The organism is Wolbachia endosymbiont (group A) of Colletes cunicularius (genome assembly GCF_964264715.1).
Taxonomy (GTDB): domain Bacteria; phylum Pseudomonadota; class Alphaproteobacteria; order Rickettsiales; family Anaplasmataceae; genus Wolbachia.
The window spans coordinates 1,543,308-1,556,854 of sequence record NZ_OZ183471.1 but is presented as its reverse complement, the minus strand read 5'-3'; the positions used below and the strand labels follow the sequence as shown (position 1 = coordinate 1,556,854).

Here is a 13,547-nt window from a genome sequence, read left to right as displayed (position 1 = left end):
TCTATTTTATCTATTCTTCTGTATATTAAAGTATAATAGTAATAATAGTTCTATCAACAACTTGTTACTAACTTAAAATTCAGTAAAAATTGGCGTTGTTTAATTTGTGGATAAATATGTTAACAACTTCTATATGCTATTGATTTTCTGTTATGATTTATGTGTATAAGTAAGATGTTCAGAGTGTCAGTAATTTTCTTTTATGGAAAACATTTTACCATCATGCATTGTTACATAACTATGTATATGTCGTTGAAAAAATTGTTGATCAATTGTTGGTATTTTATATCAACAAATAATTCACAAATTAATTTGACATTATTCACATGCTTATTAAACATTTAATAACAGTTTTCTTGATAAATCTGATCTGAAAACGTTTTTGCCGTTACAGGGAATAAATTGAGTAAAAAAGGAACCTTAGTAGAAAAAATAGCACATAGAATTTTTCTTTTCCTTTTCAAAAAAGCTTCTGTGTTGAAAAAGTGTGCGACTGAAGCATTAATGAAAGATCTGCCAGACCTTAATATATTTAATGGTCTATTAAAATTCCGCGATTGTGGTATAATGGATATAATGACTCCACGTACAGAGATATGCGCAGTAGACATCGAGTCAAGCGAGGGTGAAATAATAAAGAAGATAAAAAACACTTGCCACACTAAAATACCAATTTATAGAAATAACTTTGATAACATAATAGGCTTTTTTTATGTAAAAGATGTTATTTTTAATAGGGATAAAAATTTTAATCTGAGAAATATTATAAAAAGCGTAATATTTGTTCCGCCCTCGATGAAGACAACTAATCTTTTTGTTAGGATGAAATCTTCTAAATCATACTTAGCTATTGTATTGGATGAATATGGTGGAACTGATGGTTTAATTTCAATGACCGATCTTATAGAGGAGCTAATACCAAACATTGATAGTGAGAACGAAATAAATTCAGAATATACCATTACTGAATTGTTTCAAAATAAGTTTGAAGTGTCAGCAAGGGTTCTTATAAAGGATATAGAAGAGGATCTAAAAATAGAATTACGTGACCCTGAAGAAGACTATGTTACACTTGGTGGTTTGATTCTTTCTATTGCTGGTAAAGTGCCTTCTGTAGATGAAGTCATTAAATATAAAAATGGTATGAAGTTTATCATCAAAGATGCAAATGAGCGCTACATTAATAAAATAGTACTAGACTTAAGTGATTACAAAAATTAGATTTAGTACCCCTTGTCGGGGAATGTCTTGCCTTGAAACGAAGAAAAAGTTGTAATAACCAAATATGCAACTCAAGTTATAGTTAAACCTATCTCCAGCAAATTATTTTCGCAAGTACAATGCATTTCAGTGTTATAGTACTCTAATAATAAAGAGGTCATATAGATATTAATATCTTTTGTATTTAAATTAGTGTCATTTTTTTTGATTAATTTGTCTACTAATGATTTGCTTATTGGTTTGTGTTCATTTAGAATTTTTATAGTTAATAGCATTTTGTCTTCTGTTTGACTCAGTAAAACAGACACTAGTTCAACTTCCGCCACTGCGTTGGCTATAGTTAGCACCATATTAGAAATTATCTTATTTATCTTTTCAATTAAATCTTCCTTATTTTTTGCAGAGTATGCGTCTATTTTCCACGTAAGCTTTACTTTTTTTTTAATAGATAATTTTCGATATTAGATTTGGTCTGATCAAAGCTGTAATTATCTGCTGAAGAAGAATATGCCTGCTTCATAACTTTATGTTTATATATTAAATCATCGGAGCTTTCTTTAAGAAACGACAACGCTTCCTTCTGCGCATCAGCATCGTTCTTATCTATTACTTCAAGCTCTTCTAAGCCAAACATTATTCCATTCATAGAGTTAGCAAAGTCATGAAGCAGCTGTCCTGATAGCAGTTCCGTTATTAACAGTATATTTTTGGTATTTTTATTCATTGGATAATTATAAATGATTTAAGTTAACCTATATTGGTAAGCATATAATAGTCAATTAAGAGAAAGTTTCGTTGCACTTTTTATATCAAGGCATTAATATAGTATTAACAATTTTAAAATTTATAGAAGGATTATGAATACTTATATCAGATCAGGAATAGATCTTGAACTATATAATAAGTTAATAAAAGAAGTCAAGCCTATTGCTCAAGAAACTACTAGAGAAGAAGTAATCAGCGAAATAGGTTCATTTTCTGCGTTGTTTGATTTTGCTGCACTAAGTAAGAAATATGACCATCCAGTACTTGTTTCCTCAACTGATGGAGTAGGTACGAAACTGTTGATAGCTCAAGAAGTGAATAGGCATGATACTATAGGTATAGATTTAGTTGCAATGTGTGTAAATGACTTACTTGCACAAGGAGCAACGCCTTTATTTTTCCTTGATTACTTTGCAACAGGCGTTTTGAGCAAGGACGTTTTATTATCTGTGGTCCAAGGCATTGCAAAGGGGTGCAAGCAAGCTAAAATAGCATTGGTTGGTGGGGAAACTGCAGAAATGCCTGGAATGTATGATAATAATCACTATGACCTTGCAGGGTTTGTGGTTGGTGTAGTTGATCGAAAGCAAATTCTTCCAAACTGTAGCATGATGAAAGTAGGTGATTATATAGTTGGCTTAGAGTCAAGTGGAATTCACTCAAATGGGTTTTCTTTGGTGCGCCATATTTTCAAAGGCTTAGGTATAAATTATAACGACTCATCTCCATGGAATAATCAGCTTTGGAAAGAAGTGTTGCTCGAACCAACAAAAATATATGTTGATTCTTTGTTGCCTATTATGCCAAAGGTAAAAGGCATTGCACATATAACAGGTGGTGGCTTGATAGATAATATTCCGCGGATTCTTCCAAAAAACTTATTTGCAAACATAGACATTAATTCCTGGAAATGGCCAGATATATTTTTATGGCTAACAAAGGAGGGTAAAATAGAGAAGAAAGAAATGCTAAAAACATTTAATTGTGGTATTGGCATGGTATTGATCGTAAGTCCTGAGAATATGCAAAACGTGAAAAATCATTTCCAAAAACGTGGAGAAAAAATTGAAATTATTGGAAAACTTGATGAGGCATGTAACCCTCCACTTGATAGAGTAGTATTTAGTTAGTCTAACTTTACTGACAGTCTTTTTGCAACTTCTAGGTACGCTTCCTTTAAATCTCCTAAATTCAAACGAAAGACGTCTTTATCTAGCTTTTTATAAGTATTTTTATCCCATAACCTGCAGTTATCAGTGCTGATTTCATCGGCTAAAATGATTTTAGTACTGTCATTTATTAATCTGCCAAATTCTAACTTGAGATCAACTAAATATATACTTGCATTTGAAAATAGGTGGACTAAGATTTCGTTGATTTTTAAAGTTGTAGTTTTAACTTCATCCATTTCTTTGCTAGATAGCCAATCAAAATACAGTATGTGATTTTCATTCACCATTGGGTCGGCTAGGTAATCATTTTTGTAAAAAAGCTCGATTATAGGAGATGTAAGTGCCTCACCTTCTTTGATATTAAAACGTTTGCAAAAGCTGCCAGCTGCAACATTTCTAACTACCACCTCAAGAGGTATTATCTTGAGCTTTTTGACTAGCTGTTCTCTTTCGTTTAGAGTTTTTATAAAGTGCGTGCTAGTTCCTGCTTCTTCAAGCTTTTCCATGATAAAAGCACTAACATGATTATTAATTATTCCTTTGCCCTCAATAATTTCATATTTTTTCTTATTGAATGCTGTAACATCATCTTTAAAGTGCTGTATAACAGTTGATGAGTCTTCAGTTTCAATAATGGCTTTCGCTTTACCTTCGTATATTGTTTTATTCAGTGACATGCTTAATTTAACTATATATTATATCAATTTACTGTTCTTAGAGTATAGCTCCAAATAACTTAAAATAAACCTTAATGGCATTCAATGTTACAATATTAACCATATTTCCAGAAATGTTCCCCGGGTTTTTGAACTATTCTCTTGCCGGAAAAGCGTTAGAAAAAAAAATATGGAACCTTGAAGTAATAAATATTCGTTCTTTTGCGAAAGATAAACATTCAACTGTGGATGATGTTCCATATGGAGGTGGAGCAGGAATGGTTATGCGTTCTGATGTAGTTGGTGATGCAGTAGATAGTATGCTCTCTGTTCATAAAAACACTAAGTTTATTTACATGACTCCATCTGGAACTAAGTTTAATCAGAATATTGCCAGAGAATTATTAGAGTTTCCTCATATAACAATATTGTGTGGTCGATTTGAAGGTATTGACCAAAGGATAATTGATGCGTATACTCCTTATGAATTAAGTATCGGAGATTATATACTTTCAGGAGGTGAGACAGCTGCGATGGTGGTTCTCGATGCATGCATTAGACTTCTTCCAGGTGTAGTAAATAATTCCGATAGTATTATTGAAGAAAGTTTTAGTTATGATGGTGGTATGCTTGAATATCCTCAATATACTAGACCTGAGCAGTGGAAGGGGTATAAAGTACCTGAGGTTTTGTTATCTGGCAATCACAAAAAAATAAGTGATTGGAGGCAGAAGCAGTCTTATGTTATAACAAAAAAGCGTAGGCCTGAATTATTGAATGGGGATATAAATGACAAATTTACTTAAAAAATTTAACGAACAGCAAATGCAAGTGTTAGCTAAAGAAATACCAGAATTTCGTCCTGGTGATGATTTGAAGGTCACTTTTAAAGTAGTTGACGGTGCAAGTGAACGTATACAGATATTTGGAGGTGTATGTATATCAAAAAGGAACCGCGGGTTACATTCTTCTTTTGCAGTCAGAAAAGTGAGCCATGGAGAAAGTATAGTGTCTCAATTTTTTGTTTATTCTCCTGCACTGGTTTCAGTACAAGTGACAAGAAAAGGAAAGGTTCGTAGAGCAAAACTGTATTATCTATGCAAACTATTTGGAAAAGCTGCAAGGATCAAAGAGCGTACTACTTATGTTAAAAAGAAATCTAAGTAGATACAATAGGGAGTGATGTCAATTGTGTCATCCCAGCACTTCCCCAGTGTCATCCAAGTAGCTGATACTGGGATCTACCTTATTCTATATCATGGATGTTGTTTTTAGCATGGAGTCTGTTACCAATTGCCTGATTTGTAAATATTTTTATAACTGGATTCTAGTGTCAAGCACTGGAATGACATCAATGTTTATTAAACTGGACGTTTGTACAGCTGTGGGCCTGACGATAGGATCCAGGAAAAATAAATGAGTATAAAGAAAAAATTCCTTAAATTACTTCAGTCAAGGCGTGTACATGCTCGTATAAAAAGGAAAAATAAAAAGAACAGAGCGTTACGCTTTTGCTCTTTCACGGCACTAGTTATCTCACTTGGCTGTCCTGTTTGTATATTGTTGAGTATATTAGTTAACTCTTACAGTGCCTTAACAGTAACGAAAATTTTATTGCCAATTGAAATAAGTGCTGATCTTACTTTAACAAATAATCCTAGTGATTTGCGGTATAAGTCCATTGGCTTACTCAACGATTCTTTACGTAAGGTGTTTAAAGGAACTGATTTTAAAGACAGTGACGAAATTTTAAGTCGTAATTCTTACAAAGAACTGGAGAAATTTTTTCGTAAGAAAGTAAAAGATAGTGGTGAATATGAGATCTGGTTTACCGCGTCAAGTATAATTAATTCAATAAATAAAGATAAACATTTGAATGATCGTTATGCTAAATTACTTGATTGGCTAAAAGAAAAGAGGAGAGTGAAAAAATTTTTTAATAAGTCTTTATTCCTTAAATCTGACTCTCGTGAACCTGAGAATGCAGGGATTTTAGGGGCATTTATCGGTTCATTAATGACAATTATAGTGTGCCTAGCATTAGCATTACCAATGGGAATTATGTCGGGCATCTGTCTTTACGAATTTATGCCTAAAAATAGGCTAATGACTAATATTGTAGAAATTAGCATGAATAATCTTGCTGCAGTGCCTTCAATAATATTTGGTGTGGTGGGCTTAACTCTCTATCTTGGCATATTTGGGCTACCACGCTCTTCACCACTTGTTGGTGGAATGACTCTTTCATTTATGATGTTACCTAATATTATAATTGCAACAAAAAATGCCTTTGCGAATGTTCCTATTACGATAAAAGATGCAGCGTTTGCGCTCGGTGCGCCTCACATCAAGGTGATATTAGATCACTCTTTACCGATTGCGTTACCAAGAATAATACATGGTACTGTGCTTGCAATTGCAAGGATTTTAGGTGAATCTTCCCCTTTACTTATGATAGGTATGGTGGCATTTATTGCTGATACACCTACGTCCTTTTTCGATCCGGCGACTGTTCTGCCTGTACAAATATACATATGGTCAAGTAGTCCTGAAATTGCATTTATTGAACTTGCTGCTATTGCAATTATAGCTTTATTATTGGTGTTATTTGCGTTAAATTTAGTAGCAAATTTTGTAAAAAAGAAATTCGAATTTTTTAATTTTTAGCAATTCATGAAAATCACAGTCCTATCTGGTTATGGCTTAAATTGCGAAAAAGAAACCGCATTTGCATTTATGGAATGCAGCAGAAAACTTGGTATTAGTAATATTGAAGTAAAAATCGTTCACATTAATGATATCATAGATAATCCAAGTGAACTGAAATTAAGCAATATACTTGCAATTCCAGGAGGTTTTTCCTATGGTGATGACACTGGTGCTGGTAATGCGTTTGCTTTACGTATTAAAAACAACTTGTTGGATGAGTTTCAAGAGTTTTTATCTCAGGACAAGCTGATTATAGGAATATGTAATGGTTGTCAGATATTAGTAAAATTAATTCCAGAGTTCTCTAGTCTAGCTTTAATCCATAATGATATAGGCAATTATCAATGCCGTTGGATTAGAGTGGGAGTTAATCCGCAGAGTAATTCTGTTTGGCTACGGGGCCTGAGTGAACTATATCTCCCTATTGCTCATGGGGAAGGCAAATTTTTTATGGATCAAGATATTTTGAACCAATTGATTGAGAGCAATTCCACCGCATTACGTTACATTGATGAAAATGGCAACTATGCTAACCTACAATTTCCTTACAATCCGAACGGATCTACATACGACCTAGCAGCTTTATCAGATAAAAGTGGAAGAGTGCTAGCTTTAATGCCCCATCCAGAGAGGGGAATATTTTTTACTCAGCAAGATAATTGGCCTCTTGAAAAAGAAAAGAGCGAGCGTTTAGGTATTGCTGTGCCAAAATATGGTAATGGAATGCTTATATTTGAAAATGCACTAAAGTATTTTTGTTAAAATTTATTGGTAGGGGTTTATGGTCGAAATTGTAAAAAATCTCAACCAAATTCATCAGGATAAATCGGGCAACAACATTGAAATAAAAGCATTTACTGAGTATGATACCTCAATTCTTTTTACAAGCTTCGCAGAAGCAAATTGGCCAAAATCACTCTCTACATTTGAAACTTATTTGCAAGAACAGAAATTTGGTGAGCGCATTGTATGGACTGCTTTTTGTAATAATGAATTTGCTGGATATGTGACATTAAAATGGTGTTCCGAGTACAAACCTTTCCAGGGTAAAAGTACCCCAGAAGTTATGGATCTTAATGTGTTGCCACTTATGAGAAATAGAGGTATAGGATCAACTTTACTTGAAACTGCAGAAAAAGAAGCAGCTAAAAAAAGTGATATTGTTGGGTTGGGTGTTGGTCTTCATGCTGGTTATGGGGCTGCTCAAAAACTTTATATAAAACGAGGTTATATACCAGATAGCTTAGGTGTTACGTACAAGTATCAGCATATTAAGCATGGCGCTAAAGTTGAGCTTGGTGACGATTTGGTGCTTTGGTTTACGAAGAAATTAAAGTAGGTTGTCTTCCAGTGCTTTTTTTTACCTATAAGAAACGAAAAGATTACTTGACAAACTCCGCCAGCCCCCTTATCATGCTTACTATTACCCACAAGTATAGAATGAATGAGCAAGTCTCCATCCTTCTGCTAAATCAAAGAGACGTTTCCATCCCTTCCACAAAGCTATAGGGCCTGGTTCTAAGTCATTTTTGCGAGCTAAAAACCCTCCTAACTTGGCCACCCACCTCACAATTTCTCTTAGAGCCTGTCTTCAAACTAAGTAGAAAGGAGTTAAGAAGTGTGTTATAAGATATATTTTAAATGTACCCAAGCGATATAAGTAACAAAGAATGGAAGATAATAGAGCTATATTTTGAACCTAAAAAGACCGGTAGACCAAGAAAACATAGTATTAGAACAATTATTAACGCAATTCGCTATGTGATGAGAACAGGATGTCAATGGAGACAACTGCCTAAAGATTTTCCACCATGGAAAACAGTGTATAGTTGTAATTAGCGATTGAAAAAAAGTGGAATATGGCAAGAGATTCATGATTTTCTAGTTAAAAAAGTAAGAGAGATAATTGGTAAGAATGAAACTCCATCAGTGGGAATAATAGATAGCCAATCAGTAAAAACTACTCAAAAAGGGGATCCAGAGGATATGATGCTGGCAAGAAAGTAAAGGGTAGAAAGCGCCACATCGTTGTAGATACTGTAGGTCTTGTAATTGCTGCTGAAGTACAAAGTGCAAGCATTCAGGATCTTGATGGTGCACTAAATCTTTTTGTTCAAACGCGAATTCTGGATTAAGGAAGGAAGAAAGTATAGGAAATAGAAGGCTTTGTGGATTTGATGGAATAGGAAATGAGAGTAGAAAAGATATGAACCAAAAAATTAACAGGGGATCTATGGCGAGTGTGTTCAATTTCTAGTCTATTTTTTAGGTAACCAAAAACAGTCTCAATGATAGACCTTTTTCTCAGTAAAATCTTCTCATTTAACGAAATCAATGTATTTTTCATACCTTTTTTCACCTTGGTAACAAGTTTCAAACCTCGGTCAAACAGCTTCTGAAAAAGCTCTTTTGCAATATAACCTTTGTCACCAAACAAAAGACCGATTAATTTTTCCGTCAGATTTGGCACAGGTATCCTATCATCAACATTGCCTTTTGTTAGCGTAAGTGCATGAATTTCAACATTTTCATTGATTACCATATGTAATTTGAAACCAAAAAACCAGCCGTAAGTGCTCTTGCTTAATTTTGCAATTCCAGCAAAAACTTTGTTTTTGGATATTCTTTTTGCATGACAAACTGCAATGGGAGTTGTGTCTATATATGAAATTCCAGTGTTTTCTGACTGTCCACAAAGCCAATGCAACAACATTGCTAAATGCCACAAAACCCTAGGCTTTAGAGCAACAAACCTGGTATATGAAGGTAACTTTGGAAACTCTGATTTGTAGAGCAACGTTAGGTAATGTAGATAGAAAGTTTTACACGGAGATTGTTGATATAGCAGGATTATTGTCATGATTTCGGAGTGCTCAATTTCCGTTGTTCTTGTGGGGTTTTTACCATTTGGCAGTAGTTTATCTGCAAAATTTTTCTCTATATCTCTGCAAAAATCATCGACCAAACAAAACAGTTTTGTTATATCTTCCATGGGTAACCTCATCTATTTTTTTATCACTGCTGAGTTTACCCTGTTTTCTTGCCTTTTCTATTCTCCTTTAATCCAGAATTCACGTTATCAGGGGATTAGTTACACTAAATATCTCCTCATTGAATTTGTACTTTTCACAGTAGTCTCTTGGCTATATTTTATGTTGCCAAACATAAAACAAAATTTATCAGACGTCTTTCCTGGATCTTGTGTGGCTGTTATTCTTTGGACAATTTCTGCTTCAGCTTTCAAGCAATACTTAAAAGCTTCCTTTGATCAACTGAATTTGATATATGGAAGTTTAGGTGGTATGGTAGTGTCATTACTATTTTTTTATATGCTAAGTTTGATTTTTATATATGGAGCAAAATTTAATTTTCAGCTAAAATATTTCAATGAATCTCGCTAAGGAGAAAGAAATGAGTAAGTTAGAAGGTAAAGTAGCTTTAATCACCGGAGCTTCAGGTGAAATAGGCTCTGCTGTTGCAAAAAGATTTGTAAAAGAAGGTGCATGTGTAATTCTGATTTCAAGATCTCTTGATAATCTCAAGCCACTATATAATGAAATTGAAGAGCTTGAAGAATTTAAAGAAGGCTCTGTGAAACTAATTCAGCTTGATCTTTTAGACTTTGAGAATGTAAAGATACTGACAAACATGATAGAAAGCCTGAAATTATCAGAATCTGGAGCACTTGATATATTAGTTGCATGTACTGGAATTTTAGGCAAATTGAACCCTATTCACGACTGTGAGATTGAAGAGCTACAGAACGTAATGAATACAAATTTTACTGCCAATTGGTACTTACTAAAAAACTTAGATCCAATGCTAAAGAAGTCTAATGCTGGAAGAGTGATATTCATGACCTCAGAGGTGACACTTTCTCCTTCCTCTTATCCATATTGGATGCCGTATGCTGCAAGTAAAGTTGCACTAGAAATAATGGTGCAGATATATGCATCTGAGACAAAACATACAAAATTATGTGTAAATGCTGTATACACGAAAGGACCTGTGGGTAGTGAGCAGGCATTTCCTGGATCTGAATTGGTGTCACCTGATAAACTAACAGACAAATTTGTGGAGTTAGCTTCTAACGATTGCAGCGTATCAGGAAAAATCTTACCGCTTAGCAAATCTCCCGAATAAATTACACTAGAAAGGATGTCATCCCAGTGCCCAAGCAACAAGGACAACATTGCAAATTTAGAGTTCAAGAGGGTTATTCCTCGAGAACTACTGCGTCAGAAAGCTGGCGTTGAATTTGTATATAATGTTGATCTTGGAGGTTTTTATGAATAATAGTGAGAGAAAAGAGAAATTAGAAACTCGTATTCTATCAAGCAGAGGTAGATCTTTGCTTGACTATGAGCTACTGGAACGTAATCTATCTGCATACACAGAAGGAAGAGAAGTTGCCAAAAAGCTAATGGAGCTCTTTAGTAGTTTAGGGAGAGTAATTAATGCTGATTTTCATGAGCTAAAAAATGTTACAGGAATGAACTATGGAGCAATAGCAAGTATCTTTTGCCTGAAAGAGATTTTTGATAGGATATTGAAAGGTAAGTTAAAAAAGCTGTCGATTCTTGATAATAGAGAAGAGCTACTAAAATACTTTAAAGCAGCAATAGGGCAGTCAAGAAAGGAAAGCTTACGAGTGATATACTTAGATAGAAGTGGTCATTTAATATATGAGTATATTCAAGACTGTGGAACTATAGACAGAGTACCTCTGTATGTGAGGGAAATAATAAAACAGGGATTACTGATTGATGCAGCATCTGTTGCAATTTCACATAATCATCCAAGCGGAGATATAGAGCCATCAAAGGAGGATGAAGATAACACACTTACATTAGCTGCAACCTGTGAAAATGTAGGAATGAAATTGATAGATCATATAATCGTAACACAAAAGAGCCACTTTAGTTTTTATGACAGTGGTTTATTGTAATCTGTAAACCAGAAGGAAAGTTCTCTAACTTTCCTTCTTTTTTTCTACTTCATAAATTAAAAAATTTAATGTAAGCTTGAACAGCTAGAGTTAGTAATGAAAGGTGGAATTAGGCAAAAAAATAAAGGAACTTAGGTTATACTGTGGTTTGACACAAACTGAATTAGGAAAAAGAATAGGTGTTTCATATAGACAGATACAAAGGTACGAAAATGGTTCAAATTACATTTTAGCCAGTAGACTATATGACTTAGCAAAAGCCCTATCGATTGATGTTGCTGATTTCTTTACCAGTATGCATGCTGACTCACATGAAAGTTACGATGAAGAAATACTAAAACTAGTCAAAGGATATAACGAAATTAAGAGCAAAAGGTTACGTAGTGTAGTTTATATATTGGTAAAATCTTTTTCTCAAAGTATATTATCTGATACGTAAAATGACCATACAACATCCTATCGATAAGCAAATAGGTGAAAGGATAAGGAAAAGAAGGCTAATGTGTGGTTTTAGCCAAAGGGACTTAGGAAAAAAGCTTGGAATTTCATTTCAGCATATACAAGGATATGAAACTGGAGAGGTAAGGCTTATAGTTGATAGGCTATATAAGTTAGCAGAAGCACTGTCCGTTGATATGTCATATTTTTTTACCAAAGCCTCTGAAGACTTGCATGATAATGCCTTCCGTAGCGATGTGGGCAGCGAAGAAATATCAAGATTAGTAAGAGAATATAGAAAAATTAAAGATGAAACATTGTGTAACATAGTTCATTCAGTAATAAAAGCGCTTGCCAATAAATAATAATACTTAAATGCATCTCTAACCCACTTCTACAAGCAATGCTAATCAAGGTAAATTTTTATGGTGATTTTGGGAAGTGTTCATAAGTGTCAAGTTAAAAGCAAATTCAGGGAGTAAAGGTTAGTTCTTGTCTTTCAAGGAGAATCTTGACCAAGTTATGGTAAGTTTTTCACGAAAAATCTTTAAGCTATTAATCTTATTATCTAAGAGCCTGTCTTCAAACTAAGTAGAAAGGAGTTAAGAAGTGTGTTATAAGATATATTTTAAATGTACCCAAGCGATATAAGTGACAAAGAATGGAAGATAATAGAGCTATATTTTGAACCTAAAAAGACCGGTAGACCAAGAAAACATAGTATTAGAACAATTATTAACGCAATCCGCTATATGATGAGAACAGGATGTCAATGGAGACAACTGCCTAAAGATTTTCCACCATGGAAAACAGTGTATAGTTGTAATTAGCGATTGAAAAAAAGTGGAATATGGCAAGAGATTCATGATTTTCTAGTTAAAAAAGTAAGAGAGATAATTGGTAAGAATGAAACTCCATCAGTGGGAATAATAGATAGCCAATCAGTAAAAACTACTCAAAAAGGGGATCCAGAGGATATGATGCTGGCAAGAAAGTAAAGGGTAGAAAGCGCCACATCGTTGTAGATACTGTAGGTCTTGTAATTGCTGCTGAAGTACAAAGTGCAAGCATTCAGGATCTTGATGGTGCACTAAATCTTTTTGTTCAAGCCAAATGCAAAGCTCCAACATTACATAAGTTTTTTGCTGATCAAGGATACACAGGTAAATTGCAAAACCTCTGCTTATTGGAAACTGGATGTTTATTGACGATTACCAAGAAAATAGTTGATACAGGATTTCAGGTTATTCCCAAACGTTGGATTGTTGAGAGAACCTTTGCTTGGCTCTCCAATTTTAGACGTATGAGTAAGGATTATGAGCATTCTCCTCTCACTTCAAAAAACAACATCTTCTTTAATATGATCACTATTATGCTTCACAAATTAGCTCATTCTTGAGTTTGAAGACAGGCTCTGAGTTTACCCTGTTTTCTTGCCTTTTCTATTCTCCTTTAATCCAGAATTCACGTTTGGAGAGTTTTGCTATGCTCTCTTTACTATTTTGTATTGCTCTACGAATTATCTCTGTTGTTCTGGCGCACCCATGTAATACTTGTCCTATAATTCCTCCCTTGATGATATTTTTTTCTCACATTTTATCATACCATCACACTCTGGAACTGTGCATCTAATACAAT

General features: G+C 34.1%; 21 protein-coding genes and 2 pseudogenes. 18 read left to right on the top strand and 5 right to left on the bottom strand.

All coding sequences use genetic code 11. The annotated features are described in order from the left end of the window. Positions 1-402 precede the first annotated feature (402 nt). A complete protein-coding gene (locus tag ACFELZ_RS09230; RefSeq protein ID WP_375316226.1) occupies positions 403-1,221 on the top strand; it encodes a transporter associated domain-containing protein in 819 nt (272 codons plus the stop codon). A gap of 71 nt (positions 1,222-1,292) precedes the next feature. Here ACFELZ_RS09230 and ACFELZ_RS09225 read toward each other — a convergent pair whose 3' ends face one another. After that, positions 1,293-1,571: a hypothetical protein gene (locus tag ACFELZ_RS09225; protein ID WP_375316225.1), complete on the bottom strand. Its 279-nt coding sequence runs from the start codon at positions 1,569-1,571 to the stop codon at positions 1,293-1,295. Positions 1,572-1,651: 80 nt separating this feature from the next. After that, positions 1,652-1,945, bottom strand: a complete 294-nt coding sequence (locus ACFELZ_RS09220; RefSeq protein WP_375316224.1) for a hypothetical protein — start codon at positions 1,943-1,945, stop codon at positions 1,652-1,654. A gap of 133 nt (positions 1,946-2,078) precedes the next feature. Here ACFELZ_RS09220 and purM point away from each other — a divergent pair, with 133 nt between their 5' ends. After that, entirely contained in the window at positions 2,079-3,116 is a 1,038-nt protein-coding gene (gene purM / locus ACFELZ_RS09215; protein WP_253307225.1) for a phosphoribosylformylglycinamidine cyclo-ligase, read from the top strand. Here the strand turns inward: purM and purC are convergent. Then, complete coding sequence (gene purC / locus ACFELZ_RS09210) at positions 3,113-3,835, bottom strand: phosphoribosylaminoimidazolesuccinocarboxamide synthase (RefSeq protein ID WP_375316223.1); 723 nt, start codon at positions 3,833-3,835, stop codon at positions 3,113-3,115. The two genes, purM and purC, sit on opposite strands and share 4 nt — an antisense overlap. A gap of 74 nt (positions 3,836-3,909) precedes the next feature. Between purC and trmD the strand changes: the two genes are divergently transcribed. The 5 genes from trmD to ACFELZ_RS09185 all read left to right on the top strand — a co-directional run bounded on the left by trmD (position 3,910) and on the right by ACFELZ_RS09185 (position 7,862). Then, on the top strand, positions 3,910-4,620 hold the full coding sequence (gene trmD, locus ACFELZ_RS09205; RefSeq protein WP_375316222.1) for a tRNA (guanosine(37)-N1)-methyltransferase TrmD: 711 nt from the start codon (positions 3,910-3,912) through the stop codon (positions 4,618-4,620). Next, the gene (gene rplS / locus ACFELZ_RS09200; protein ID WP_253307222.1) at positions 4,604-4,981 is read left to right on the top strand and encodes a 50S ribosomal protein L19; all 378 of its coding nucleotides are present in this window, start codon (positions 4,604-4,606) and stop codon (positions 4,979-4,981) included. Before trmD ends, rplS begins: the two co-directional genes overlap by 17 nt. Positions 4,982-5,230: 249 nt before the next feature. Beyond that, on the top strand, positions 5,231-6,481 hold the full coding sequence (locus tag ACFELZ_RS09195; RefSeq protein ID WP_375316221.1) for a PstA family ABC transporter permease: 1,251 nt from the start codon (positions 5,231-5,233) through the stop codon (positions 6,479-6,481). A 6-nt stretch (positions 6,482-6,487) separates the two neighbouring features. Beyond that, on the top strand, positions 6,488-7,285 hold the full coding sequence (locus tag ACFELZ_RS09190) for a phosphoribosylformylglycinamidine synthase subunit PurQ (protein WP_375316220.1): 798 nt from the start codon (positions 6,488-6,490) through the stop codon (positions 7,283-7,285). 19 nt (positions 7,286-7,304) lie between these two features. Next, positions 7,305-7,862 (top strand): GNAT family N-acetyltransferase, encoded by a 558-nt coding sequence (locus tag ACFELZ_RS09185; RefSeq protein ID WP_375316219.1) that lies wholly within the window; start codon positions 7,305-7,307, stop codon positions 7,860-7,862. Positions 7,863-7,946: 84 nt separating this feature from the next. On the opposite strand, the pseudogene ACFELZ_RS09180 reads toward ACFELZ_RS09185, so the two are convergent. Beyond that, positions 7,947-8,105: pseudogene (locus tag ACFELZ_RS09180) on the bottom strand (IS4 family transposase); the annotation flags it as partial. Positions 8,106-8,164: 59 nt separating this feature from the next. Between ACFELZ_RS09180 and ACFELZ_RS09175 the strand changes: the two are divergent. The 3 genes from ACFELZ_RS09175 to ACFELZ_RS09165 are packed head-to-tail and all read left to right on the top strand — an operon-like array spanning position 8,165 to position 8,658. Then, a complete protein-coding gene (locus ACFELZ_RS09175; RefSeq protein WP_375316218.1) occupies positions 8,165-8,362 on the top strand; it encodes a transposase in 198 nt (65 codons plus the stop codon). Between the two features lie 3 nt (positions 8,363-8,365). Then, positions 8,366-8,530, top strand: a complete 165-nt coding sequence (locus tag ACFELZ_RS09170; RefSeq protein ID WP_375315781.1) for a hypothetical protein — start codon at positions 8,366-8,368, stop codon at positions 8,528-8,530. Next, positions 8,473-8,658 carry a transposase gene (locus tag ACFELZ_RS09165; RefSeq protein WP_375316719.1) on the top strand — a complete coding sequence of 62 codons (186 nt, stop codon included), beginning with the start codon at positions 8,473-8,475 and terminating at the stop codon, positions 8,656-8,658. Before ACFELZ_RS09170 ends, ACFELZ_RS09165 begins: the two co-directional genes overlap by 58 nt. Here ACFELZ_RS09165 and ACFELZ_RS09160 read toward each other — a convergent pair. Continuing rightward, a complete protein-coding gene (locus ACFELZ_RS09160; RefSeq protein WP_375315786.1) occupies positions 8,655-9,515 on the bottom strand; it encodes an IS982 family transposase in 861 nt (286 codons plus the stop codon). The two genes, ACFELZ_RS09165 and ACFELZ_RS09160, sit on opposite strands and share 4 nt — an antisense overlap. On the opposite strand from ACFELZ_RS09160, the pseudogene ACFELZ_RS09155 reads away from it, so the two are divergent. From ACFELZ_RS09155 to ACFELZ_RS09120, 8 genes and pseudogenes are all read left to right on the top strand, one after another. Continuing rightward, a pseudogene (locus ACFELZ_RS09155) lies at positions 9,502-9,924 on the top strand (YihY/virulence factor BrkB family protein); the annotation flags it as partial. The gene ACFELZ_RS09160 and the pseudogene ACFELZ_RS09155 sit on opposite strands and share 14 nt — an antisense overlap. Next, complete coding sequence (locus ACFELZ_RS09150) at positions 9,911-10,666, top strand: SDR family oxidoreductase (protein ID WP_264687976.1); 756 nt, start codon at positions 9,911-9,913, stop codon at positions 10,664-10,666. The pseudogene ACFELZ_RS09155 and the gene ACFELZ_RS09150, both read left to right, overlap by 14 nt. Positions 10,667-10,811: 145 nt before the next feature. Then, the gene (locus ACFELZ_RS09145; protein ID WP_375316217.1) at positions 10,812-11,471 is read left to right on the top strand and encodes a RadC family protein; all 660 of its coding nucleotides are present in this window, start codon (positions 10,812-10,814) and stop codon (positions 11,469-11,471) included. Positions 11,472-11,619: 148 nt separating this feature from the next. Continuing rightward, on the top strand, positions 11,620-11,910 hold the full coding sequence (locus ACFELZ_RS09140; RefSeq protein ID WP_375316216.1) for a helix-turn-helix domain-containing protein: 291 nt from the start codon (positions 11,620-11,622) through the stop codon (positions 11,908-11,910). A gap of 1 nt (position 11,911) precedes the next feature. Beyond that, positions 11,912-12,274 (top strand): helix-turn-helix domain-containing protein, encoded by a 363-nt coding sequence (locus tag ACFELZ_RS09135; protein ID WP_375316215.1) that lies wholly within the window; start codon positions 11,912-11,914, stop codon positions 12,272-12,274. Positions 12,275-12,541: 267 nt separating this feature from the next. Next, entirely contained in the window at positions 12,542-12,739 is a 198-nt protein-coding gene (locus tag ACFELZ_RS09130; protein ID WP_375315805.1) for a transposase, read from the top strand. Positions 12,740-12,742: 3 nt separating this feature from the next. Beyond that, positions 12,743-12,907, top strand: a complete 165-nt coding sequence (locus tag ACFELZ_RS09125; RefSeq protein WP_375315781.1) for a hypothetical protein — start codon at positions 12,743-12,745, stop codon at positions 12,905-12,907. Next, entirely contained in the window at positions 12,850-13,308 is a 459-nt protein-coding gene (locus ACFELZ_RS09120) for a transposase (protein WP_375316627.1), read from the top strand. Before ACFELZ_RS09125 ends, ACFELZ_RS09120 begins: the two co-directional genes overlap by 58 nt. Positions 13,309-13,547 lie beyond the last annotated feature (239 nt).

Bases quoted from the DNA above. Each gene is read 5' to 3' on its own strand.
- ACFELZ_RS09225 (WP_375316225.1), bottom strand. From the start codon at position 1,571: ATGGTGCTAACTATAGCCAACGCAGTGGCGGAAGTTGAACTAGTGTCT.
- ACFELZ_RS09220 (WP_375316224.1), bottom strand. From the start codon at position 1,945: ATGAATAAAAATACCAAAAATATACTGTTAATAACGGAACTGCTATCA.
- purM (WP_253307225.1), top strand. From the start codon at position 2,079: ATGAATACTTATATCAGATCAGGAATAGATCTTGAACTATATAATAAG.
- purC (WP_375316223.1), bottom strand. From the start codon at position 3,835: ATGTCACTGAATAAAACAATATACGAAGGTAAAGCGAAAGCCATTATT.
- trmD (WP_375316222.1), top strand. From the start codon at position 3,910: ATGGCATTCAATGTTACAATATTAACCATATTTCCAGAAATGTTCCCC.
- rplS (WP_253307222.1), top strand. From the start codon at position 4,604: ATGACAAATTTACTTAAAAAATTTAACGAACAGCAAATGCAAGTGTTA.
- ACFELZ_RS09195 (WP_375316221.1), top strand. From the start codon at position 5,231: ATGAGTATAAAGAAAAAATTCCTTAAATTACTTCAGTCAAGGCGTGTA.
- ACFELZ_RS09190 (WP_375316220.1), top strand. From the start codon at position 6,488: ATGAAAATCACAGTCCTATCTGGTTATGGCTTAAATTGCGAAAAAGAA.
- ACFELZ_RS09185 (WP_375316219.1), top strand. From the start codon at position 7,305: ATGGTCGAAATTGTAAAAAATCTCAACCAAATTCATCAGGATAAATCG.
- ACFELZ_RS09175 (WP_375316218.1), top strand. From the start codon at position 8,165: ATGTACCCAAGCGATATAAGTAACAAAGAATGGAAGATAATAGAGCTA.
- ACFELZ_RS09160 (WP_375315786.1), bottom strand. From the start codon at position 9,515: ATGGAAGATATAACAAAACTGTTTTGTTTGGTCGATGATTTTTGCAGA.
- ACFELZ_RS09150 (WP_264687976.1), top strand. From the start codon at position 9,911: ATGAATCTCGCTAAGGAGAAAGAAATGAGTAAGTTAGAAGGTAAAGTA.
- ACFELZ_RS09145 (WP_375316217.1), top strand. From the start codon at position 10,812: ATGAATAATAGTGAGAGAAAAGAGAAATTAGAAACTCGTATTCTATCA.
- ACFELZ_RS09135 (WP_375316215.1), top strand. From the start codon at position 11,912: ATGACCATACAACATCCTATCGATAAGCAAATAGGTGAAAGGATAAGG.
- ACFELZ_RS09130 (WP_375315805.1), top strand. From the start codon at position 12,542: ATGTACCCAAGCGATATAAGTGACAAAGAATGGAAGATAATAGAGCTA.